At 73.0% G+C, this 21,646-nt stretch carries 22 protein-coding genes; 11 read left to right on the top strand and 11 right to left on the bottom strand.

Translation table 11 applies throughout. From position 1 onward, the window contains the following. Positions 1-66 precede the first annotated feature (66 nt). Entirely contained in the window at positions 67-417 is a 351-nt protein-coding gene (locus tag AB5J54_RS22995; protein WP_369145793.1) for a winged helix-turn-helix transcriptional regulator, read from the bottom strand. Between the two features lie 61 nt (positions 418-478). On the opposite strand from AB5J54_RS22995, the gene AB5J54_RS23000 reads away from it, so the two are divergent. From AB5J54_RS23000 to AB5J54_RS23010, 3 genes are all read left to right on the top strand, one after another. After that, positions 479-1,381, top strand: coding sequence for an NAD(P)-dependent oxidoreductase (locus AB5J54_RS23000; protein WP_369145794.1), 903 nt, complete (start codon positions 479-481; stop codon positions 1,379-1,381). Positions 1,382-1,510: 129 nt separating this feature from the next. Beyond that, positions 1,511-1,807 (top strand): hypothetical protein, encoded by a 297-nt coding sequence (locus AB5J54_RS23005; RefSeq protein WP_369145795.1) that lies wholly within the window; start codon positions 1,511-1,513, stop codon positions 1,805-1,807. 44 nt (positions 1,808-1,851) lie between these two features. Continuing rightward, complete coding sequence (locus AB5J54_RS23010; protein WP_369145796.1) at positions 1,852-2,412, top strand: hypothetical protein; 561 nt, start codon at positions 1,852-1,854, stop codon at positions 2,410-2,412. Here AB5J54_RS23010 and AB5J54_RS23015 read toward each other — a convergent pair. Continuing rightward, positions 2,409-3,164 carry an SIS domain-containing protein gene (locus AB5J54_RS23015; protein WP_369145797.1) on the bottom strand — a complete coding sequence of 252 codons (756 nt, stop codon included), beginning with the start codon at positions 3,162-3,164 and terminating at the stop codon, positions 2,409-2,411. The two genes, AB5J54_RS23010 and AB5J54_RS23015, sit on opposite strands and share 4 nt — an antisense overlap. Before the next feature lie 153 nt (positions 3,165-3,317). Here AB5J54_RS23015 and AB5J54_RS23020 point away from each other — a divergent pair, with 153 nt between their 5' ends. The 3 genes from AB5J54_RS23020 (at position 3,318) to AB5J54_RS23030 (ending at position 6,998) form a co-directional block, all read left to right on the top strand. Further along, positions 3,318-4,007, top strand: coding sequence for a metal-dependent transcriptional regulator (locus tag AB5J54_RS23020; protein ID WP_369145798.1), 690 nt, complete (start codon positions 3,318-3,320; stop codon positions 4,005-4,007). Between the two features lie 531 nt (positions 4,008-4,538). Beyond that, complete coding sequence (locus AB5J54_RS23025) at positions 4,539-5,645, top strand: alpha/beta fold hydrolase (protein ID WP_369145799.1); 1,107 nt, start codon at positions 4,539-4,541, stop codon at positions 5,643-5,645. Between the two features lie 129 nt (positions 5,646-5,774). Further along, entirely contained in the window at positions 5,775-6,998 is a 1,224-nt protein-coding gene (locus AB5J54_RS23030) for an FG-GAP-like repeat-containing protein (RefSeq protein WP_369145800.1), read from the top strand. 61 nt (positions 6,999-7,059) lie between these two features. Here the strand turns inward: AB5J54_RS23030 and AB5J54_RS23035 are convergent, their stop codons facing one another. From AB5J54_RS23035 to AB5J54_RS23055, 5 genes are all read right to left on the bottom strand, one after another. After that, on the bottom strand, positions 7,060-7,188 hold the full coding sequence (locus tag AB5J54_RS23035) for a hypothetical protein (RefSeq protein ID WP_369145801.1): 129 nt from the start codon (positions 7,186-7,188) through the stop codon (positions 7,060-7,062). A gap of 105 nt (positions 7,189-7,293) precedes the next feature. Next, a complete protein-coding gene (locus AB5J54_RS23040) occupies positions 7,294-7,839 on the bottom strand; it encodes a GNAT family N-acetyltransferase (protein ID WP_369145802.1) in 546 nt (181 codons plus the stop codon). Positions 7,840-7,964: 125 nt separating this feature from the next. After that, positions 7,965-9,605, bottom strand: coding sequence for a transporter (locus AB5J54_RS23045; RefSeq protein WP_369145803.1), 1,641 nt, complete (start codon positions 9,603-9,605; stop codon positions 7,965-7,967). Then, positions 9,602-10,462: an ABC transporter ATP-binding protein gene (locus AB5J54_RS23050; RefSeq protein ID WP_369145804.1), complete on the bottom strand. Its 861-nt coding sequence runs from the start codon at positions 10,460-10,462 to the stop codon at positions 9,602-9,604. Before AB5J54_RS23050 ends, AB5J54_RS23045 begins: the two co-directional genes overlap by 4 nt. A gap of 76 nt (positions 10,463-10,538) precedes the next feature. Beyond that, positions 10,539-11,225 carry a bifunctional DNA primase/polymerase gene (locus AB5J54_RS23055; RefSeq protein ID WP_369145805.1) on the bottom strand — a complete coding sequence of 229 codons (687 nt, stop codon included), beginning with the start codon at positions 11,223-11,225 and terminating at the stop codon, positions 10,539-10,541. A 270-nt stretch (positions 11,226-11,495) separates the two neighbouring features. Here AB5J54_RS23055 and AB5J54_RS23060 point away from each other — a divergent pair, with 270 nt between their 5' ends. Both AB5J54_RS23060 and AB5J54_RS23065 read left to right on the top strand, forming a co-directional pair. Then, positions 11,496-12,878 carry a transcriptional regulator gene (locus tag AB5J54_RS23060; protein WP_369145806.1) on the top strand — a complete coding sequence of 461 codons (1,383 nt, stop codon included), beginning with the start codon at positions 11,496-11,498 and terminating at the stop codon, positions 12,876-12,878. A gap of 149 nt (positions 12,879-13,027) precedes the next feature. Further along, complete coding sequence (locus AB5J54_RS23065) at positions 13,028-14,479, top strand: hypothetical protein (protein WP_369145807.1); 1,452 nt, start codon at positions 13,028-13,030, stop codon at positions 14,477-14,479. Positions 14,480-14,501: 22 nt separating this feature from the next. Here AB5J54_RS23065 and AB5J54_RS23070 read toward each other — a convergent pair whose 3' ends face one another. After that, a complete protein-coding gene (locus AB5J54_RS23070; RefSeq protein WP_369145808.1) occupies positions 14,502-15,779 on the bottom strand; it encodes an ABC transporter substrate-binding protein in 1,278 nt (425 codons plus the stop codon). A 204-nt stretch (positions 15,780-15,983) separates the two neighbouring features. Between AB5J54_RS23070 and AB5J54_RS23075 the strand changes: the two genes are divergently transcribed. Then, positions 15,984-16,427, top strand: coding sequence for a hypothetical protein (locus AB5J54_RS23075; protein WP_369145809.1), 444 nt, complete (start codon positions 15,984-15,986; stop codon positions 16,425-16,427). Positions 16,428-16,486: 59 nt separating this feature from the next. Continuing rightward, positions 16,487-17,338 carry a formyltetrahydrofolate deformylase gene (purU, locus tag AB5J54_RS23080; protein ID WP_369145810.1) on the top strand — a complete coding sequence of 284 codons (852 nt, stop codon included), beginning with the start codon at positions 16,487-16,489 and terminating at the stop codon, positions 17,336-17,338. Between the two features lie 243 nt (positions 17,339-17,581). Here purU and AB5J54_RS23085 read toward each other — a convergent pair whose 3' ends face one another. Next, positions 17,582-18,841 carry a maleylpyruvate isomerase N-terminal domain-containing protein gene (locus tag AB5J54_RS23085; RefSeq protein ID WP_369145811.1) on the bottom strand — a complete coding sequence of 420 codons (1,260 nt, stop codon included), beginning with the start codon at positions 18,839-18,841 and terminating at the stop codon, positions 17,582-17,584. Continuing rightward, positions 18,838-19,419 carry a sigma-70 family RNA polymerase sigma factor gene (locus AB5J54_RS23090; RefSeq protein ID WP_351185086.1) on the bottom strand — a complete coding sequence of 194 codons (582 nt, stop codon included), beginning with the start codon at positions 19,417-19,419 and terminating at the stop codon, positions 18,838-18,840. The genes AB5J54_RS23085 and AB5J54_RS23090 overlap by 4 nt, the downstream gene beginning before the upstream one ends. 159 nt (positions 19,420-19,578) lie before the next feature. Between AB5J54_RS23090 and AB5J54_RS23095 the strand changes: the two genes are divergently transcribed. Then, a complete protein-coding gene (locus tag AB5J54_RS23095; RefSeq protein WP_369145812.1) occupies positions 19,579-19,968 on the top strand; it encodes an STAS domain-containing protein in 390 nt (129 codons plus the stop codon). On the opposite strand, the gene AB5J54_RS23100 is transcribed toward AB5J54_RS23095, so the two are convergent. Next, complete coding sequence (locus AB5J54_RS23100) at positions 19,937-21,454, bottom strand: class I adenylate-forming enzyme family protein (protein ID WP_369145813.1); 1,518 nt, start codon at positions 21,452-21,454, stop codon at positions 19,937-19,939. The two genes, AB5J54_RS23095 and AB5J54_RS23100, sit on opposite strands and share 32 nt — an antisense overlap. Between the last annotated feature and the right edge of the window lie 192 nt (positions 21,455-21,646).

Consider the following 21,646-nt stretch of genomic DNA (forward strand, 5'->3'; position numbering starts at 1 on the left):
TTGTCCGTCGTTCCGGGTCCGGGAGAACCTGGTCGCGGCCCGGACGGAGAGGGGAGCGACAGGGCCTCAGGAGGCGGCCCGTGCCGCCGTCAGCCGGTCGATCCGGCGATGGCCCCAGTCCGACAACGGGCCGAGCAGTTCCGAGAGTTCGCGCCCGAACTCCGTCAGCGAGTAGACGGTCTTCGGCGGCAGCACCTCGTGCACCTCGCGGTGTACGAGCCCGTCCGTCTCCATCTCCCGCAGTGCCTGCGTCAGCACCTTCTCGCTGATCTCGGGGAGCCTGCGGCGCAGTTCGCCGGGCCGGTGCGGGCCGGATTCCAGCAGCCACAGCAGCGACGTCTTCCACTTGCCGTCGATGACGGCGATCGCGGCGGTCACACCGCAGACGTTCGTGTCCTGGGCCCGGAGGCGTGTCATGCGCGTCCCTCTCCTTCGTCAGTCGTCTCTGTATCTCACGTATGTGCAAGGGAGTTCCGTCATGTCTTCTTCCGACGAGCGTTTTTCGGTCACCGTCCTGGGGCTCGGACCGATGGGCCGGGCGTTGGCCGGCGCGTTCCTGGACGCCGGGGTGCGGACCACGGTGTGGAACCGCACCCCGGGCAAGGAGGGCGACCTCGGCGCGCGGGGCGCGGTCCTGGCGGCGAGCGCCGAGGAGGCCGTCGCGGCGAGCCCGCTGACGGTGATCTGCCTGGTCAACTACGACGCCACGGACTCCGTACTGCGGCAGCCGGCCGTCGCGGACGCGCTGAAGGGCCGGACCGTGGTGAACCTGAGCGCCGACGTCCCGGAGCGGGCCCGGGACACCGGCCGCTGGGCGGCGGAGCACGGCATCGGTTACCTGGACGGCGCGATCATGACCCCGACGCCGAGCATCGGGACGCCCGCCGGGGTCTTCCTGCACAGCGGCCCGGAGGCGCTGTACGGGGAGCACCGGCGGGTCCTGGACGCGCTGGGCGGTGTCCACACGCACCTCGGCGAGGACGTCGGCCGGGCGGCGGCGTACGACATCGCGCTGCTCGACATCTTCTGGACGTCGATGACGGGGTACGTGCACGCGCTCGCGGTGGCCCGCGCGGAGGGGATCTCGGCGCGGGAGCTGGCACCGTTCGCGCAGGGCATCGGGGCGATCCTGCCGCCGCTGTTCGAGGAGTGGGCGGGGGACGTGGACGGCGGCTCGTACTCGGGCGAGGGCAATCCCCTGACCTCCGCCGTGTCGACGATGACCCACGTCGTGCACGCGGCCGAGGCTCACGGCATCGACGCGAGCGTCATGCGCGCGGCGGAGGCGCTGGCGCTGCGGGCGGTGGACCGGGGCTTCGGCGCGGACGGCTTCACGCGCGTGACGCAGGTCCTGGACCGTCCGTGGCAGGCGCGTCCGTAGCAGGCAGGGAAGAGGGGCCGGATGCTGCCGGGTCCCGGCATGGACGGCCCCGGGTGAGCGGGACGACGATGGGCTCACGTTCGAGAGCTCTGGGGGGCCGTCGTGGTGGAGTGGGTGCTGGGAGTGAGCATGCCTTTCGGCGTGCTGGCGGTGGTGCTGGGCGTGGTCGCGTTCCGCAGGGGCTGGATGATCCCGCCGGCGCGCCGGCACGTCCGGCGGCCCCGCGTGTACGGCGTCGGTGTCGCGCTGACGGGCGTGGGCCTGCTCGTCTCGGATGCCGTGTGGATGGGTGTCCGGGAAGGTCTCCTGCCGAACCCGCCCTGGGGCGCCCTCGCCGGGAACGCCGTGCTGCTCGTCGGCATCGCCTTCATCGCGGCGAGCTACCTGCGCCCGCGCCACGGACGGTCCCCGCACCCCGCGGCGTAGTGCCACCCGTGCGCGAGAGGCGTGTGCGGAGGATGCTGCGGCGGATGGAGAGCGGGGAGCCGGTCGAGCTGGCCTCCTCCATGACGACGATGAAGGGGCTCGTCCGGCTCGCTCTCGTCGCGGAGCGGTTCGGGTACGCGTACGCGGACCTGCGGCAGGCCGGCGACGGCGGGTTCGTGATGTCGCTCGTGCCGGACCCCGGCCCGGAGGCCCGGGCGCTCGCCGCGGAGAACCGGGCCCGGTATCCGCACGCGGGCGCGGGGGGCGCGCTCCCGCCGCTCGTGCCCGGGGCGGCGGACCTTCTCATGGCGCGGATGTACCTGGACCTCAGGGGCCGGTACTCCACCGGGGAGAGAGCGGTGCTCACCGTCGTCGGTTCGGTCGCGGCGTCCCTGGTCTTCGGCTTCGAACTCGGCGGGAACGCGACCGGCGCCCTCACGATCGCGGGCGTCGCCTGGGCCTCGTCGATGGCCCTCCTGACCGTCCCGCTGGTCCTCGGCCGACGCCACGCCGTCAGGTACGCCGCCCGTCTCGAAGCCGCCGGGTACACGCCGGTGACCGACCGGGACGGTCGGCTGCGGTATGTCCCCGGGCCGAGGGCCTAGTGGCGGAAGAAGATCCGGTCCCCGTACTCGCTCATCACGCGCCCGTTCCACTCGTGTCCGCCGTCGACGTTGCCCGAGCGCAGCAGCGGCGGCTCGATGCCGAGGTGTACGAGTTCCTCGGCGGCGGCGGCCATCGTGGCCTGCATGAGGGCGCTGGTGACGACGGTGGAGGCGGGGGCGAAGGGTGCCTCGATGCCCTCGTGGGTGAGCTCCGCGTCCCCGATGGCGATCTTCGAGTCGAGGACGATGTCGCAGTGGTCCTTGAGGTACGTCCCCGAGACGTGCCGTGACTTCGTCTCCGTGGCGTACGCCACCGAGGTGACGCCGATGACGGTGAGGCCGAGCGCGCGGGCGTTCATGGCCATCTCCACGGGCAGGGCGTTGCGCCCGGAGAGGGAGATGATGATCAGGACGTCGCCTGCCTTGGCGGGGGAGGAGTCGAGGACCGCTCCGGCGAGGCCGTCGACGCGCTCCAGGGCGGAGCCGAGGGTGGCCGGCATGACGTCGACGCCGACGACGCCGGGGACGGCGAGCAGGTTCATCAGGGCGAGGCCGCCGGCCCGGTAGACGACGTCCTGGGCGGCGAGCGAGGAGTGTCCGGCGCCGAAGGCGAAGAGCCGGTTGCCGTGTGCGACGGCCTCGGCGATGGCCTTCCCCGCGGCGGCGATCTCGGCGGAGTCTCCGTCGCGGACCTGCTGGAGCAGGCCGATCGCGGCGTCGAAGAACTGTCCGGCCAGCTTGCTCTCGCCCATGGCGGCGGCTCCTTCTCGTCCTCGTGGTCGCCGATCACGGTGCGGTCTGGACCATTGCTCTGTCAATACCGCCTCACCCCGCATCGGCCCGGTTGTCCGTCCGATGCGCAAGAATTGGTGCAGGGCCAGCGCACGACTCATCGAGGGGCACGTATGTCCGGACTGATCGACACAACGGAGATGTATCTCCGCACCATCCTCGAGCTCGAGGAGGAGGGTGTGGTCCCCATGCGTGCCCGCATCGCCGAGCGGCTCGACCAGAGCGGCCCCACGGTGAGCCAGACGGTGGCCCGGATGGAGCGCGACGGCCTGGTGGCCGTGGCGAGCGACCGCCACCTGGAGCTCACGGACGAGGGGCGTCGCCTCGCCACCCGCGTGATGCGGAAGCACCGTCTCGCCGAGTGTCTGCTCGTGGACGTGATCGGCCTGGAGTGGGAGCAGGTCCACGCCGAGGCCTGCCGCTGGGAGCACGTGATGAGCGAGGCCGTGGAGCGGCGGGTGCTGGAGCTGCTGCGGCACCCGACGGAGTCGCCGTACGGGAACCCGATCCCGGGCCTGGAGGAGCTGGGCGAGAAGGCGGAGGCCGAGGCCTTCCTCGACGACTCGATGGTGTCCCTCGCCGACCTGGACGCGACGGGCGGCAAGACGGTGATCGTGCGGCGGATCGGCGAGCCGATCCAGACGGACGCCCAGCTGATGTACACGCTGCGGAGGGCGGGCGTGCAGCCCGGCTCGGTGGTGTCGGTGTCGGAGTCGCCGGGCGGTGTCCTGGTGGGCAGCAGCGGTGAGGCGGCGGAGCTGGACGCGGAGGTCGCGGCGCACGTGTTCGTCGCGAAGCGCTGAGTTCCCGCGGTCGTACGTGACGGGGGGCGCCCCGCCGGTCCTGTGAGCGACCGGCGGGGCGCCCCCTGTCCACTTGTCGGTGGGAGTTGTGCGGGACGGGGTCACGAAGCCGTATCGGCTCGGCCTCGGAGGGCCAACGAAACGTCGTGCGCCCCGTTTTACGCCGGAATCGCCACGCCCGCGCCCTCGCCGTGCCACGCTGGTGGGAGCCGGGCGTGGAGGGGGTGGGGCCATGAGGGCTACGGACGGCGGAGGATCGCGGACCGCGGGCGACAGAGGGCCCCGGCACCTTCCGGCGCCGGGGCCTGTCCTCCCCTGTGCTGACCTGGAGCCCCGAGCTCTCAAGGTCATTCCCCTCGGACCGTTTTTCCCCGAGCGGTCCGCCTCCCGCTCAAGATCTCCCCTCGGCAGCGCGCGTCAATCCTTGAGCCCTGTCACTCGAACGAGGGGTGTTGCGCGGCAGGAGCGCATTTTCGAATGCGAGTTCGATAGTCTGGCGAGGTTCGACGGAAAAGAGGGGGTGCCGGATCCATGGCGCGACGACTCGACGTCACCGGGGCCGACGGCGTCCGGCTGGCGGCCTGGGACCACACGGCCGCGGACTACGCCGCCGCGGGCCATCCGGGCCCCGGCCACGCGGGCCCCGGCCACGCGGCCGCGGACTACGCCGCGGCGGGTCATCAGGGCCCCGGCCACCAGGGCCCCGGCCACCCGGTCCCGGATCAGGCGGCCCCCGGTCGTGGGGACTGGAGCTACCCGCCCGGACCCGAGAGCCGCGGGATCGTCCCGCAGCCCGGGCCGGACGCCGTCGCGCGCCCCGGCGGCCTGCGCCCCGCACGGGTCCCGCAGGCACGGCCCTCGGGCGCTCCCGCCCCCGGGGTGTTACTCCTCCACGGCCTGATGGGGCACGCCGGTCACTGGGCGCCCGCCGTCCGCCGGCTCACCGGAGGGCACCGGATCGTCGCCCTCGACCAGCGCGGGCACGGCGCGAGCGAGAAGCCCCCGGGCGGCCCCTTCACGCGCGAGGCGTACGTGGCGGACGCCGCCGCCGTCGTCGAGCAGCTCGGCCTCGGCCCCGTCACCCTCGTCGGCCACTCCATGGGCGCCCTGACCGCCTGGCAGCTGGCCGCCGAGCGCCCCGACCTCGTCCGCGCCCTCGTCATCTGCGACATGCGCGCCTCGGCCCTCGGCGCGGCTTCGCAGCGCGCCTGGCAGGACTGGTTCCGCGGCTGGCCCGCGCCCTTCCCGTCCCTGGAGGCCGTCCACCGCTGGTTCGGCGACGAGGATCCCTGGGTGGAGACCCCGAACCCGGCGCGGGGCGCGTTCTTCGCCGAGGTGATGACCGAGCGCCCCGACGGCTGGCGGCCGGTCTTCGACCCGGAGCAGATGCTGACCTCCCGCGAGACCTGGGTCCACGACGCCCACTGGGACTCGCTCGCCCAGGTCCGCTGCCCCACCCTCGTCGTCCGCGGCCTCGACGGCGAGCTGGGCCGCGCGGAGGCCCAGGAGATGGTCCGGGTCCTGCCCCACGGGGCGTACGCGGAGATCCCCGACGCCGGCCACCTCCTCCACTACACCCACCCGGAGGCCTGGAGCGAGGCCGTGGAGCCCTTCCTGAACGGGGTGCTCACCCCCTGACGCGGAGGCCCCCGGGAAGCAGCCATTCCGCTAACGGGGCCCCTGCGGTGGAGCGGGAGAACCGGCGCGGTACGGTCCCTGTCACGGCGCGTCGAGCAGTACGCCTCCGCGCCGGTTGGAGGGAACTCGATGCGCATATCCATGCTGCGGCGCGTGGCCACGGTGGCCACGACGCTGGGGCTCACCTCGCTCGGCCTGTTCGGCGCGGGCGTGGCGCCGGCGCAGGCAGCCGTCAGCGACTGCCCGTCCGGCTACTTCTGTGCCTGGAAGACCGACAACGGCACCGGCACGATGTACAAGACGAACGCGAACGCGGCGACGCTCGGCGGCTGGGACAACACGTTCCGCTCGGTCGTCAACCGCACCGACAAGTTCGCCTGCCTGTACGAGGACGCCGGCTACGGCACGTCGGGGGCCGTCTATTCGACGCCCCCGGACCCGGCGGGCACCGAGTGGGGCGGCCCGGGAAGCAACTCCGTCAGCTCGGTGAAGCTCGTACCGACCGAGCGGGAGTGCGTCCTGCCCGCGTACCCCGAGTGGTACGCCGCGACCGCCACGAAGGCGGCGGGCTTCGGCGACCTGAACGCCGACAAGAAGTCGGACGTCCTGGTCCGCGACAAGGCCGGCCGCATGTGGTTCCTGCCCGGCGACGGCTCGGGCAAGCTGGTCGGCAGCGGCGGCTGGAACACCATGAACGCCCTGACCCGGCACGGTGACTTCAGCGGCGACGGCCGCGAGGACGTCATCGCCCGTGAGGGCTCCACCGGCAAGCTGTGGCTGTACCCGGGGACGGGGACCGGCGCCGTCGGCTCGCGCGTGCTGATCGGCAGCGGCGGCTGGAACGCCATGGACAAGCTCACCGCGTACGGGGACCTGACCGGCGACGGCCGCTCGGACCTGCTCGCCGTCGAGAAGTCCACCGGCAAGCTGTGGCTGTACCCGGGCACCGCCACGGGCGTCGGCGCGCGCAAGCTCCTCGGCACGGGCGGCTGGAACGGCATGAACGCCCTCGTCGCCACCGGTGACCTGAACGGCGACCTCCGGCCCGACCTGGTCGGCCGCGAGGGCTCCACGGGCAAGCTGTGGTTCTACCCGGTCACGGCCACGGGCACGTTCGGCTCGCGCGTGCTGATCGGCTCGGGCGGCTGGAACGTCATGGCGTCGTTCCTCGCGGTCGGCGACTACAACGCCGACGGCCGCAACGACCTCGCGACGATCACCAACGCCGCGTACGTCTCCCCGGAGTGCCGCGGAGTGGGCTGCCTGGTCCTGTACACCGGCAAGGGCACGGGCGCGTTCGACACGGGCGTCCCGGAGGACGGCAACTGGTGGGGCCTGAACGGCGCGTTCTGACCCACTGAACAGCGACTGAGGGCCCCCACCCCGACGGGTGGGGGCCCTCACGCATGCCCGTCTAGCGGCCGTTCTCGCGGGCCTTGCGCCTGCGGAGCTCCTGGATGTCGCCACCGAGGAGGAGCAGATCGACGGCCAACCCCGCGCCGCGCACGACCCACGTGACGGCCCGTACCAGAACCTCGTCCACAGCGCTCTTCCTTCCCCCACAGGCGTTTCCCCTTCAGACTCACCCGGGACCGGGAAGGTTGCGCGGGTCGGATCAGCGTCGAAGGGGACGTGGAAGGAACGCAGCTCACCGGCTCAGGCGCCACACCTGGTCCTCGCCCGTCTCCGCCGGGGCCGTGGGCTCGTGGGGGCGGCGGAGGTGGGCGGTGAAGCCGAGGCGGGAGGGGACGGCGCCGCTGGCGTGGTTGGCGACGTCGTGGGCGACCTCGACGGCGGTCACACCGGGCAGGCGGAACGCCTGCGCGACGAGCGCCCGGGCGGCGCGCGTCGCGAGCCCCTTGCCGGTGGCGGCCGGGTGCAGCCAGTAGCCGACCTCAAGGGTCCCGTCCGGGGTGTCGTCGTGCCGGTGCAGGCCGCAGGAGCCGACGATCGCCCCGTCGAGCACGATCGCGTAGCTGTACGCCTCGCCGCTCGCCCACTGTTCCGCCCGGGACGCCAGGAACTGGGCCGTGCTCTCGCGGCTGTGCTCGGCGACCCACGGCATCCACGGGCGCAGGTGCTCCACCGACGCGTCGACGACCCGGAAGAACTCCGGAAGATCCGCCTCGCCCTCGAACGCGCGGAGCACGACCCCGCCGTCCAGCTCGATGACCGTCTCAGGTGAAAGGTTCATGCCGGGAGGATCGTCCGCCCAGATTCACCGCGGCAAAGGGATTTCCGGAGGTACGCGCGCAGGCGCGGGCGAAAGCGGCCTGCCGGCCGGCCGCGCCGCCCCCGCGCGCGTACTGACGGAGGCGGCTACCCCTTGCTGACCGACGCCAGGATCTCCGGCAGCCGCTTCGCCGTGCGCGGGGCCGCCAGCTTGAGGCCCGCGAGGACGAGCAGCGCGCCGTAGAGCAGGCCGGCGGGGAGGAGGAGCCACAGCAGGGACTGCCGGTCGGAGACGTGGAGGTAGATCGTCGCGCCGATGAGCGGGGAGCACAGCACACCGGCCGCGAGCATGCCGCCCATGATCGACATCCAGGCGAGTCCGCCCTGCCCCGGTGCGACGTTCTTGTAGCCGCTGTCCTGGGGGATCGAGTACGGGAAGCTCGCCGAGGTCACCGCGCCCGTCCCGACCATCGCGCCGAGCAGACCGAGCGACAGGCCGAGGGCCTCGGGGAGCTTCGCCCAGTCGCCGAGGACACCGGCCGTCAGAGCCGTCACGAGGACCGTGAACGGCAGCGTGATCATGAGCAGGGCCATGGCCCGCGCCCGGAGTTCGGCGTACGCGTCGGCCGCCGTCGAGATGGTCTGCGCGACCATCCAGAACGCCGAGCTGTCCTGCCCGAACTGGTTGTACATCAGCATGCCGAGCATGCCGGAGGCGAAGCACGCGAAGTAGACCGAGCCGGCGCCCTGGAAGGCGTTGAAGAGGGGGACGATCAGGCCGATGGCGAGCGAGGTCACCCACGCCGCCTTCGTCTTCGGGTCGCGCCAGATGTACCGCAGGGCCCGCTCCATGACCGTGCCGGTCCGTCCGGCCGGAAGGATCCGCGCGAGCAGCCCCGAACCGGCGGACTTGTCCTGGGCGCCCGCGTCCGGGGCCGCGCCGATCGTGGAGCCGTCCGGCTCGACCATCAGCCGCACCAGGCTCCGCTGCCACCAGTACAGGAGGCCCACGAGCGCGGCCGCCGTGAGCAGCAGCCGGGCCGCGGCCACCGCGTAGTCGCCCTGGCTCGCGGCGTCGACGGCGCCGATCGCGGCGGCCGGCGGGAGCCAGCCGACGACGGCCGTGGCCGGTTCGAGGGACTCCAGACCGCCGGCCTGGCCCAGGCGCTGGGCGGCGAAGTTCACGAACTGCATGCCGACCGCGATCACCAGACCGCTGAGCAGCGCCAGGTCACGGCCCTTGCGGGAGGTGAGGAGCCGGACGTTGGCGGCGGCCACGGCCCGGGACAGCGCCACGCACGTCACCGCCGCGAGCGGGACGGCGAGGACGGCGAGGACCGTGCCGGCGGCGCCGTGGGCGACCGAGAGGACCGCGCCCAGGGCGAGGACGAGGGTGAGGACGGGGCCGACGCCCACGAGGGAGGCCACGAGCAGCGCCCGGACCAGCGGCCGGGGCTGCAGCGGCAGCATCACGAGCCGCGAGGGGTCGAGGGTCTCGTCGCCGCTCGGGATGAACAGCGGCATGACCGTCCAGGCCAGCGCGAGCGCGCCGATGAGGAGGATCGCCACGGTGTCGGCGTCCGCGTTGCCCCGCATGAGGACGAATGTGAGGACGATGCCCGCGGCGAAGAGCGCGCCGAAGACGATCGACAGGATGTACGCGGCGGTGCGTCCGCCGGACTGCCGCAGCCCGTTCTTCAGCAGCGACAGCTTGAGCCGTACGAAGACGGACGTGAGGGACGGTACGGGAGCGGTGGCCGTCGGTACGGGAGAGGTGGCGGCACTCATCGCTGCGTACCGCCCGTGCCCGCCCCGCCGCCCAGCCAGTCCAGCGAGTCCCCGGCCGCCGCGCGGCCGTTCGCGCCGACGAGCTCCAGGAACGCCGCCTGGAGCGAGGGCGCCGAGCCCCGCACCTCGGCCAGCGGGCCCTGCGCCCGGATCCGCCCGCCCGCCATGACGGCGACCCAGTCGCAGAGCGACTCGACGAGCTCCATCACATGGCTGGAGAAGACGACGGTGGCGCCGGAGGAGGTGTACCGCTCCAGGACGCCGCGGATCGTCTGCGCGGAGACCGGGTCGACGCCCTCGAAGGGCTCGTCGAGGAAGAGGACCTCGGGGTTGTGGAGGAGCGCGGCGGCGAGGCCGATCTTCTTCCGCATGCCCGTCGAGTAGTCGACGACCAGCTTGTTCTGCGAGCCGGTCAGGTCGAGGACGTCGAGGAGCTGCGCGGCCCGCTTGTCGACCTCGGCGCCGGGCAGACCGCGGAGCCGTCCGCTGTAGGCGAGGAGTTCACGGCCCGAGAGGCGCTCGAAGAGCCGCAGGCCCTCCGGCAGGATGCCGATGCGGGCCTTGACCTGGGCGACCGACTCAGGGTCGGCCCACACGTCGTGGCCGGCGACGAGGATGCGCCCGTGGTCGGGCCGCAGCAGGCCGGTGATCATGGAGAGGGTCGTCGTCTTGCCGGCGCCGTTGGGCCCCACGAGCCCGATGAACCGGCCGGCGGGCAGGACGAGATCGATCCCGTTCACCGCGATCTGCTGTCCGAAGCGCTTCCACAGCCCCTCCACACGCACGGCGGGCACCGCACCGTCCCCCGGTGCGGCGCCCGCCTTGTCGAACGCTCCGTCAAATGCCTGGTCAGGCATGGTCCGTCAACCCTTCGATGGTCCCCGTCATACTTACGGGGACCACCCTACGACCGGGCCCCGCCGGGCCCGCGGGTCACTGCGCGCGGCCCCTCGCCTCCGCGGCCTCCCGGCCGCACGCGTACGCGAGGGCGCTGATCAGCTCCTCCGCGTCCGGCAGCCAGCGGTTCGCCGGGGTGGGGCGCCGCGCCCACTGCACCGCGCCGAAGCCGCCGACCCGGGTCGGCGGGGCCGCCACGTAGTGGCCCTCGCCGCGCGTGACGAGGTCGATGGAGGCCGGGGCCCAGCCGAGCTTGCGGACGAGGTCGGGCACCTTGGTCGCGGCGCCGGGCAGCACGAAGAAGTACATCCGGCGGTCCGGGGTGCAGGTCACGGGGCCGAGCGTCAGCTCCATCCGCTCCATGCGGGCGAGCGCCAGGAAACCGGCCGTCTCCGGCACCTCGATCGCGTCGAAGGTGCGGCCGGTCGGCAGCAGGATCGAGGCCTTCGGGGTCTTCGACCACATCCGCCGCGCCCCGACGCCGCTGCCGGTCGCCTGGGTCGACCAGTCGGGCCTGACGGCGTGGGCGCCGGGCACGGCGCACGCGTCCGCGCCGCAGGAGCAGCGCTCCTTGCCCTCGACGACTTCCAGCCAGGTCCCGGGAAACACGTCCCAGTGCCGCTCTTCCGCGTACCGCACGGCGCTGTCCAGCAGCTGCTCGCCCCGCTGCTTGGGGATCTGTGCGGCTTCCGTGACTCCCATGGTCTCTTCCACGGTGAACACAACTTCCCCCGCCACCTGGGGTTACGGGCGTGGCGGGGGCCGTGTTGACGCATCGATCCTGCACGCGGGGCGCATGGGTGCACTGGCGGGGGCGCGCGGAGGGCCGGGGAGCGGGGGTGGGTACGGAGAGGTGGGGGCGCCGGCGGCGGGGGTGGCTTTTCTCCGTGCGGCCGACGTGTCCGGTTTCGCGTGTTCACATCGGCATTGACCGGATATCCACCGGGCAGTGATCTCTTCTCGGTGATCACCGCACGGCCTCAGGGGGTACTCATGGCAGCCAGGCCACTCGTTCCGCGTCAGCTCAACGAACGGCTCCAGGCGCTCATCCAGGAGGCGGGCTGCTCCAACGCCGGCCTCGCCCGCAGGGTCAACATGGTCGGCGCGGAGCGCGGCCTCGACCTGCGGTACGACAAGACGTCGGTGGCGCGCTGGCTGCGCGGGCAGCAGCCGCGCGGCCGGGCGCCCGGGATCATCGCGGAGGCCCTCGGCCGCAAGCTGGGCCGCACGGTCACGATCGACGAGGTCGGCATGGCCAACGGCCGGAACCTCGCGGCCGGGGTGGGGCTGCAGTTCGCGCCGACCGTGCCCGGGGCGATCGAGCAGGTCTGCGAGCTGTGGCGCAGCGACGTGGGGCGCCGCGACTTCCTGAACGGCTCGACCGTGGCGGCCTCCGCGCTCGTCGAGCCCAGCAGGGACTGGCTGATCACGGGGCCCGACGCGCACGTGGCGCGGATGGCGGGGGCCCGGGTCGGGGTCGCGGACGTGGCGGCCGTACGGGAGATGACGGCCGCGCTCGTCGACCTCGACCGGCGCTTCGGCAGCGGCCATGTGCGGCCGGTGGTCGTGCACTACCTCAACAGCGTGGTGTCGGGGATGCTGTCGGGCTCGTACCGGGAGGCGGTCGGCCGGCAGCTGTTCGCGGCCGTCGCCCGGCTGACCGAGCTCGCCGGGTACATGGCGGTGGACACCGGTGAACCGGGGCTGGCGCAGCGGTACTACATCCAGGCGCTGCGGCTCGCGCAGGCGGCGGGGGACCGGGGGTACGGCGGCTATGTCCTCGCCGCCTCGATGAGCCACCTCGCGGCGCAGCTCGGCAACCCGCGGGAGATCGCCCAGTTGGCGCGGGCCGCGCAGGAGGGCGCGCGCGGCAAGGTGCCGCCGCGCGCGGAGGCGATGTTCCTCGCGGCGGAGGCCCGCGGGCACGCGCTGATGGGCGACGTCCGCGCCTTCGAGACGGCGGCGGGCCGTGCCGTACGGGCCCTTGGGCAGGCCGATCCGGAGGCGGGCGACGACCCGGCGTGGATCGCCCACTTCGACGCGGCCTACCTCGCGGACGAACTGGCGCACTGCCACCGGGACCTGGGGCAGGCGGAGGAGGCGGCGCGGGCCGCGGAGGAGTCGATCGCCGGGCATCCGGAGTCGCGGGCGCGGCGGCGCGCGATCGGCCTCGCGCTGCTCGCCTCGGCGCAGGTCCAGCAGCGGGAGGTCGAGCAGGCCTGCCGGACGGGTACGCAGGCCCTCGAACTGCTCGGCACGCTGCGGTCGTCGCGGGGCGTCGAGTACCTGGACGATCTGAGGGAGCGGCTCGAGCCGTACGCGGGGGAGCCGGTGGTGCGGGAGTTCGGCGTGCGGATGGAGCTGTACGCGGCGTAGTGGCCGAGGGAGCTGTACGCCCCCTGGACGCCCGGGGACGTTTCGTAAACAGCTTGTGTAACCGGTCTCACACGTGTGTGCGGAGCCCAGTCGGCACCCGGTAGCGTGAGCCGACGATTCCGTAGGTTGGTCCATCAGTGGGAGTCCCGGTGACGCAGAACGGACAGGGTCCGGAGCATGGCGGCGGTCAGCCGTGGGGCGGCGCCTGGGGTCCCGCAGGTGGCCAGCAGGGCGGCCAGCAGGGCGGGCAGCCGCTGCCGCCCGCGCAGCCGCTGCCCCCGGAGGCGCCGCAGGGCGCCGCCGACATGCAGTCCACCCAGTACCTGCCGCCGATACCGCCGCAGCAGGCCCCGCCGCAGCCCGGCTACGGCTACCCGGGCCCCGGCGCCCCGGCCGCCGCCGACATGCAGGCGACCCAGCACATCGCCCCGGTCCCCGGCGGGATGCCCCCGGTGCAGCCGCCGCAGCCGGGCGGGATGCCGCCGGCGCAGGCCGCCCCCCAGCCGGGGTACGGCTACCCCGGTCCGGGCGCTCCGGCCGCCCCGCAGCCCGGCTACGGCTACCCGGGCCCCGGCGCCCCGGCCGCCGGCGACATGCAGGCCACGCAGCACATGGCGCCGGTGCCGCCGCAGCAGGGCGGGGGCTCCGACACCCAGTTCCTCGGCACGGGCCCGCTCGCCCACCAGGGGCCCGCCGCCCCGGCCGGCGCCTCGGACGCCACCCAGTACATGGCCCCCGTGCCGGCGCAGACGCCCGGTGAGCGGCAGCCGCCCGCCGAGTTCGACAGCCTCTTCCGTACGGAGGCCCCGCGGCCGCCCCAGCAGCCGCACGCGCCGCAGGGCTACCAGCAGCCGGGCCCGGCCCCGTACCAGCAGCAGCCTCAGCACCAGCCGCCGCAGCCTCCGCAGCAGTTCGGTTTCCAGGACGCCTACTACGACGACGAGGAGCCCGAACCGCGCCGCAAGTCGCCGCTCGCGCTGATCGCCGCCGTCGTCGTCGGCTGCGCGGTCGTCGGCCTCGGCGCCGGCGCGCTGCTCAGCGGCGGGGACGAGGAGAAGGACCCCAAGACCGGCGGGCAGAACGTGGCGGCCAGCTCCGCCGCGCCGTCCGCCTCGGGGCAGCAGCCCTCGGAGAAGCCGGCCGATCCGGCGGAGCCGCAGGCGCAGGAGCTCAGCAAGCTCCTCGCGACCAGCAGCAGCAGCCGTCAGACGGTGATCGACTCGGTCGCGTCCATCAACCAGTGCAAGAACCTCGACAAGGCCGGGAGCGATCTGCGGGGCGCCGCCGAGCAGCGCCGCGGGCTGATCACCCAGCTCCAGGCGCTGTCGGTCGACAAGATCCCGGACAACGCCGCGCTGACGGCGGCGCTCACCCAGGCCTGGCAGGCCTCTGCCGCCGCCGACGACCACTACGCGGCCTGGGCCGACCAGATGAAGAACAAGAAGGCCTGCAAGGGCGGCCACGCCCGCTCGACCAGCCAGAAGGCCGCGGGCGACGCGAAGAGCGGCGAGGCCAGTGCCGCGAAGAAGACGGCGGCCGGGCTGTGGAACCCGACCGCCGTGAAGTACGGCCTCGACAAGCGGAGCTGGACGCAGCTCTGAGCCGGATCGGCTCCGAGCAGGGTTACGGGGTGCTGAGGACGGTCTCGCCGACGTCGACGAAACCGGGCTTCTGCGCCACGAGCCGCCCCTGGCGCACCACCTGGAACGTCACCTCGTGGTTGACGATCCGGGTGAAGCCGGGGGCGCCGAGCAGGTCCTCGTACTTCCAGCGCAGGCTGGGGGTGAGGCCGCCGGTGTCGATCTGCTCGCCCCGGTCGAGGGCGTGGGTGATCTGCCCGGCCGTGATCGTGTCCTCGTCGAGGGACTCGATGACGTCCTTGAGGACCGTGTACGCGATCCAGGTGGTCTGTACGCCGGTGTCGGCCGGGTCGACCCGGTTGTCGGCGAAGGCGTGCTCCTGGATGACCTTGCGCATCGGCGCCCAGCTCTCGTCGCCCGCCGCCGGGTACCAGCCGGTGACGAACGCGCCCTCGAAGGGGCTGTGGGCGCCGCCGGTGCGGTCGATGACGGGCTGGTCGACGCTGCCGAGGACCGAGGAGATCCGGACGGTGTCGCGCTTCTTCTCCTCCTGCTGCGCGGGGAGCCGGCGGAAGGAGTCGAAGAAGGTCTGGGTCCGCTCGCCGAGGACGGCGGTCACGCAGCCCTTCTCGTCACCGGCCCGGGTGCGGGCGCGGCCTGCCTGCTGGGTGTACTCGGCGGCGTCCTCCATGGCCGGGATGTCGACGGCGCTGCGGTGACTCGCCTTGCGCAGGCCGGAGTTGAGGAGGTCGGGGAGCTTGTCCCCGGCGGTGGTGTCGGGGCGGACGAGGGAGACCTTCTCGCAGGAGTCGGCGAGCTGCATGCCGTGCCCGGCGACGAGCGAGGCCACCCCGCCGTTGACGGGGTACGAGAGCGGGCTCGTGAACTCGTCCTCCGCGATGCCGTAGCCGCCGATGTACGGGATGTCCGCGGCCTCCAGGGGGGCCATGAAGGCGCGGCCGTTCTGGCTGTACGAGCCGACGACGGCGACCGCCTTCTCGCGGACCGCGCGGCGGGCGCAGGCGGCGGCGCCGGCGCTGGAGTTCTGTTCGTTGCAGGTGAGGACGCGCAGCTCGTGCCCGTTGATGCCGCCCTGGGAGTTGACCCACCGGGCGAAGGTCTGCGCCATGGCAGGCATTCCGGGCATATTGGTCGCTCGGGTCTGGTCGGGGGCCCAGGTCATCACCGTGACGGGCTCCCTGGAGCCCCCCGTGGCCCCAGGGAGCACGCCACACCCGGTGAGCAGCGACGCTCCGGCCGCCGCGGTCGTGACATGCGCGAGGAGTGAGGTCAGTCGCCTACCGGTCATGGGCATGCACATTTCCGCCTCACGGGTAACGCGGGAGTGAGCACGGTTCAACGGGGGGTGACGTGAAGGTGAATTGCGGGGGCGGGCGATCGGATGGGGAGGGGGCGAGTCCGCTTACCGGACAAGGAAACGTACGATCGAACGATGTCCAGTCCAGTCCCCGGTTCGGTCTCCGGTTCGGTTAACTCTTCCCGTCGCGGCCGTCGCTCCTCCACCATGGGCGGCATGCCGCTCAACGACATGCCGTGGTGGCGCTGGCGCAGCAACGCGCGCTCGGCGCTGCACATGCTCTCCGACCCCGGATTCCACGAGACGACCTGGCTGGCCGGCCAGGACGGGTACGGCGACGTCACCGACGCCGTCTACCGCCTCGTCGAGGACACCTGGCTCGACAACTGGTCCGCCGAGAAGTACGTCGGCTCGATCTTCCGGGACTCCGGCGAGGCCGCCCTCGTCGACGTCGCCGTCCTCCGCGTGCTGCGGATCATGCACCAGGTGGGCCCGGACGCCCCCTTCTCGGCGTACATGCAGCACCCGGGCTGGCCGGAGGCCGTACGGGCCGCCCGCGAGGCCCACGTCCGCCTCGCCCAGGCCGACGGCGAGGACCCCGACACACCCCCGCGCTCCCTCGATGTGCTCCATATCATGACGCGGTCCTGAGGCGTTCCGCCTGGCGGACGGTGGTCCTCCCGGCGGGACGCTTGTGGCAGGCTGACGGGATGACCGACCAGTACGTCCTCACCCTCTCCTGCCCCGACAAGCAGGGCATCGTGCACGCCGTGTCGAGCTACCTCTTCATCACCGGCTGCAACATCGAGGACAGCCAGCAGTTCGGAGACCGCGACACGGGTCTCTTCTTCATGCGGGTCCACTTCTCGGCCGAGGCCCCCGTGACGGTCGAAAAGCTCCGGGCGAGCTTCGCCGCCGTCGGCGACGCCTACGCGATGGACTGGCAGATCAACCGAGCCGACCAGCCGATGCGGGTCGTGCTCATGGTCTCGAAGTTCGGCCACTGCCTGAACGACCTGCTGTTCCGGTCGCGGATCGGGGCGCTGCCGGTGGAGATCGTCGCCGTCGTCTCCAACCACCGGGACTTCGAGGAGCTGGTGGGCTCGTACGGGATCCCGTTCCGGCACATCCCGGTGACGAAGGAGAACAAGCCGGAGGCGGAGGCGGAGCTCCTCGACCTCGTCCGGTCCGAGAACGTCGAGCTGGTCGTCCTGGCCCGCTACATGCAGGTCCTCTCCGACGACCTCTGCAAGCAGCTCTCCGGGCGGATCATCAACATCCACCACTCCTTCCTCCCCAGCTTCAAGGGCGCCAAGCCCTACCACCAGGCGCACGCGCGCGGCGTGAAGCTCATCGGCGCGACGGCGCACTATGTGACGGCCGACCTCGACGAGGGCCCGATCATCGAGCAGGAGGTCGAGCGGGTGGGCCACGAGGTGACGCCGGACCAGCTGGTGGCGATCGGGCGGGACGTCGAGTGCCAGGCGCTGGCGCGGGCCGTCAAGTGGCACGCGGAACGCCGAATCCTCCTGAACGGCCGCCGCACGGTCGTCTTCGCGTAGCCCCCGTTGTGGGCTGCGCCCACCCCACGTGTGGGCAATCGTCCCGCAGGGCGGGACGGGTGGGCACACGGGACGGCGCCCTCAGCGGCGCCTCCGCGTTCCGAGCCTGGACCCGCACCACCGGCTCGGTGCACGGGGTGCGGGTCCAGGCGTGGAAGCCTCTGGCGCCGGCAAGGGCGCCGTCCGTTGTGCCCACCCGTTCCGCCCCAGCGGAACGATTGCCCACAACGGGGGGCCCGGGCCCTACAGCCGGCTCAGGGACGCCGCTGCCGACAGGACGTCGCGGATCGCCTCCCGGTCCCCGTCCTGCCCCGCCGCCGCCTCCTCCGGCGTGATGTGCCCGGCCACCAGCTGGCAGAACTCCACCCCGTCCATCGCGACCTGCGCCACCGCCCGCTCCGGGGAGCCGAGGGCCGCCGGGGAGTCCAGGGAGATGTACCAGTGGCCGCCGCCCGCGCCCTCCACCTCCAGGTGGAGCGAGCGGCCGGGCGCGCCCGCGGCGACGAGTTCCTTGGCGGGGCCGGCCAGGCCCGTGCGGCGGCGGTTCGCGAGGGCCGCCGGGAGCTGCCGGGCCGCGAGGTCGATCATGCCGTGCAGGTGCGCCCCGCTGGGCGGCGCGTACGGGTAGGCGACCGCCGTCGCGATGTCGTCCGCGTGCAGCCAGCACTCGAAGGCCCGCTCCAGGAGGGAGTCCCGGAGCGGGAGGGCGAAGTCCTTGTAGCCGACCGTCAGGTCCGCCACGCCCCGCCCCGCGAACGCGACCGTACGGATCAGCGCGTGCGACTGGTCCCGCCACGGACCGCGGAGGGACCGGTTCGGCGGCCGGTCCAGGGCCGACCAGAACGCTTCCGTCCGATCCGTCGGGGACAGCTCCGGGACCCCGGCGCCGAGCGGGTCGTCCAGGCCGAGGGCGGCCGACACCAGGCCGTCCACCGCCAGGAGGTGTCCGATGACCGCCGCGACGGTCGCCTTGCGGCGCACCACGCGGTCCTCCTCGTACCACTTGAGCCGTACCGGCGCGTGCCACTCGGACTCGCCGATGTCCCGGAGGAGCGCGTCGAGCCGGGCGGTCTCGGCGTCGTAGGGCGTGACCCAGTCGGGGACGGGGATGCGGGCGGGGCGGCGGCCCAGGCAGTTCTCCAGGACCCGGGAGCGGAGCAGCGGGTCGAGGTCCAGGTCGCGGTCCTCGTGGAGGAGCGCGACGGCGTCGCGGAGCCGGAGGGCCTCGTCGGCGCAGGGCGCGCACCCGGTGAGGTGGTTCTCGACGGCCTTGGTCTCGCCGGTGGAGCACGCCGAGAGCGCCCAGGCCCCGAGCAGGGACTTGAGCACGTTGTGGCTGAGGTCCGGTACTTCCGGCTCCTCCGGCTCCTCCGGCTCCTCCACCTCCTCCGGCTCACGGGGCAGCGGTGCCGTCAGGTCCGCGTGGTCGTCGGCGGACCGGCGCGGTCCCGGTATCCAGGGGGCGCGTGCGACGTCGTCGCCGTCGCCGTTCGCCCCGGTCACGGTGTCCGTCCGTAGCCGGGCGGCGAGGACCCTTCGAGCGGCCGGGTGTTCGCGGAGGAGAGCAGCTGGAGGCCGAGGCGGAGGCGCCGGCGGGCCTCGTCCTCGGTGACGCCGAGGTCGGCGGCGGTCTGCCGGTAGTCGCGCCGCTGGAAGTACGCCAGTTCGAGCGCGGCCCGCAGCGGGGCGGGCATGGAGGTCACGATGTAGTCGGCGCGGGCGGCGACCGAGGCCCGGTGGACCTTCTGCTCCAGTTCCTCGGCGGAGCCGAGCCCCGTCTCCGCGTACGCCAGGGTCTCGGCCTGCCGCAGCCGGTGCACGGCCTGCCGCTGGGTCAGCTTGGCGACCCACGAGCGCATGTTGCCCTGCTTCGGGTCGTACGAGTCGGGGTTCTCCCAGATGTAGCCGAAGACCTCGCGGGTGACCTGGTCGGCCGCCGCGTCGTCGTCGAGGACCCGGTGGGCGAGGCTGTGCACGAGGGCGGCGAACCGGTCGTAGAACTCGCCGAGGGCGGCGGCTTCTCCGCGCGCCAGCCGCTGCTGCATCCTGCGGTCCCAGCGCGGTGGTGTGTCCATCGCCATGAGGGCCTCCGTCCCGGTTCTCCTCCAAAGTAATGCGCCGCTCGGACAGCGCACTCCTGTTTGCCGCAAGTGCGCCCTTGACGCGGATGCGGATGGTAAGGAAAGCGTCATCCCTCACGCCGGGGGTTTCGCGGCCTGCTCGTGGGGCAGGCGGCGTCCGTGACGACGATCGATGTCGACGAGGACGAGCACGGCCCCTGGACGGTTCTCCGCGTCCGGGGGGAACTGGACCTGGTCACCTCCCCCCTGATACGCCGACGTGTCCACGACGCCGTCGCGGGCGGCCGCCACGATCTGGTGATCGACCTGTCGGCCGTGCGGTTCTGCGACTCCAGCGGTGTCGGCGTGCTGATCGCGTCGCGCCGGCTGCTCCGCTCCTGCGGCGGCCGGCTGCGCCTGATCCTGCCCGTGGACGCCGCGGACCGGGACGGCGGGCACGTCGGCCGGGTGCTCTCGGCGCTGGGCGTGCGGCGTCTCTTCGACGTGTACGAGGACGTGCCGGAGGCCCTCGCGGAGGTCACCGGGGCGCCGGGCCGAAGCGCTCCCTGAGCTGGTACTTGAGGACCTTCCGCAGGGTGTCGTTGCGGGGCAGGGCTTCCACCACCTCCAGCTGTTCCGGCAGCTTGTGGACGGAGAGCCCGGCCTCCCGCAGGAAGGCGGTGAGCTGCGGAAGGGCGAGCGGGGCGGCGCCCGGGGGCTGTTCGACGACGGCGCAGACGCGTTCGCCGCGCTCGGCGTCGGGGAGGCCTATGACGGCGGCGTCGCCGACGTCCGGGTGCCGGTGGAGGAGGTCCTCGATCTCCTTGGCCGAGATGTTCTCTCCCTTTCGGATGATGATGTCCTTGATGCGGCCGGTGAGGACGAGGTGGCCGCTCGGCGTGAGGTGCCCGACGTCGCCGGTGATGAGGAAGCCGTCCTCGTCGAAGGCGGCGGCCGTCTGCGCCGGGTCGAGATAGCCCCGGCAGACGGCCTCGCCGCGGAGCCGGACCTCGCCGTCGGCGGTGATCCGGATCTCCATGCCGGCGGGCGGACGGCCCTCGGTGGAGGCGAGGTTCTCGGCGGTGTCGTCGGGGGCGCCCATCGTGATCATGGGGACCTCGGTCATCCCGTACCCGTGGGTGAGCTGGCAGCCCAGCTCCTTCCGCACGGCGTGGTAGATCTCGGGCGGCTTGGGCGCGCCGCCGCCCGCGAGCAGGCGGAGGGTGGGGATGACGGGCTTCCCGGGCTGTTTGCGCTGCTCGGCGAGGAACATCGCGTAGAAGGCTGTGGAGCCGCCGGCGACGGTGACGCCGTGCCGGTTGTACGCGTCGAGGGCCTCCGGCAGCGCGAACTGCTCGAACATCACGGCCGGGAACCCGTACAGCAGGAGCATCACCGTGTAGTCGGGCCCGGCGATGTGCGCGTACGGGAAGGCCATCGAGCCGATGTCCTCCGAGGTGAGCTGGAGGGCGTGGGCGAGGCAGGAACCGCCGGCGAGGAGCGAGCGGTCGGTGTGCAGGACGCCCTTGGGGTCGGAGGTGGTGCCGGAGGTCCAGTAGATCCAGCGGACGTCGGTGCCGGAGGCGGGCGGGGGAGGGAGCACGGCCGGGTCGCCGTCGGGGAGGCTCTCGGGGGAGTACGCCTCGAAGATCCCGCGCGCGCCGAGCCTCCGCGCCATCTCCGCATGGTCGAATCCGCGCCAGATTCCGGGGACGGCGAAGAACTCGGCCTTGGACTCGCGCAGCGCGAAGCCGACTTCCTTGCCCCGGTAGAAGGGGATCACCGGGGACTGCACGGCGCCGATGCGGGCGAGCGCGAAGGAGAGCACGGCGGTCTCGATGCGGGTGGGCAGCTGCCAGGCGACGACGGTGCCGGGGCGCACGCCCATCCCGTACAGGCCGGCGGCGCAGCGCTCGGCGCGCTCGCGGAGTCCGCCGAAGGTGAGGACGCGGTCGTCCTGGAGGAGGACGGGCCGGTCGGGGGTGAGGGCGGCGCGCCGCTCGACGAGCTCCCAGAGCGTCCGGGACTCGCCGAGTGCGTGCGCGGTCTCGTTCATGACCGTACTCCTCTCGTCCGTACTCCTCATGGCTGACGTTCCGTCAGATCGTGCGGTGAGCGTAGAGGTCGGGCGCTTGTCGGTCCAGGGGTGCGGGGCTAGCCTGATCCCGTCAGATCTGACGGGTCATCAGAAACGGGCCGGAAGCGGTCCGCCGTAACGGGCCGCGAACGGTCCGCCGAATCCGGGAGA

Origin of the sequence: Streptomyces sp. R44 (assembly GCF_041053105.1) — a bacterium.
GTDB lineage: Bacteria > Actinomycetota > Actinomycetes > Streptomycetales > Streptomycetaceae > Streptomyces.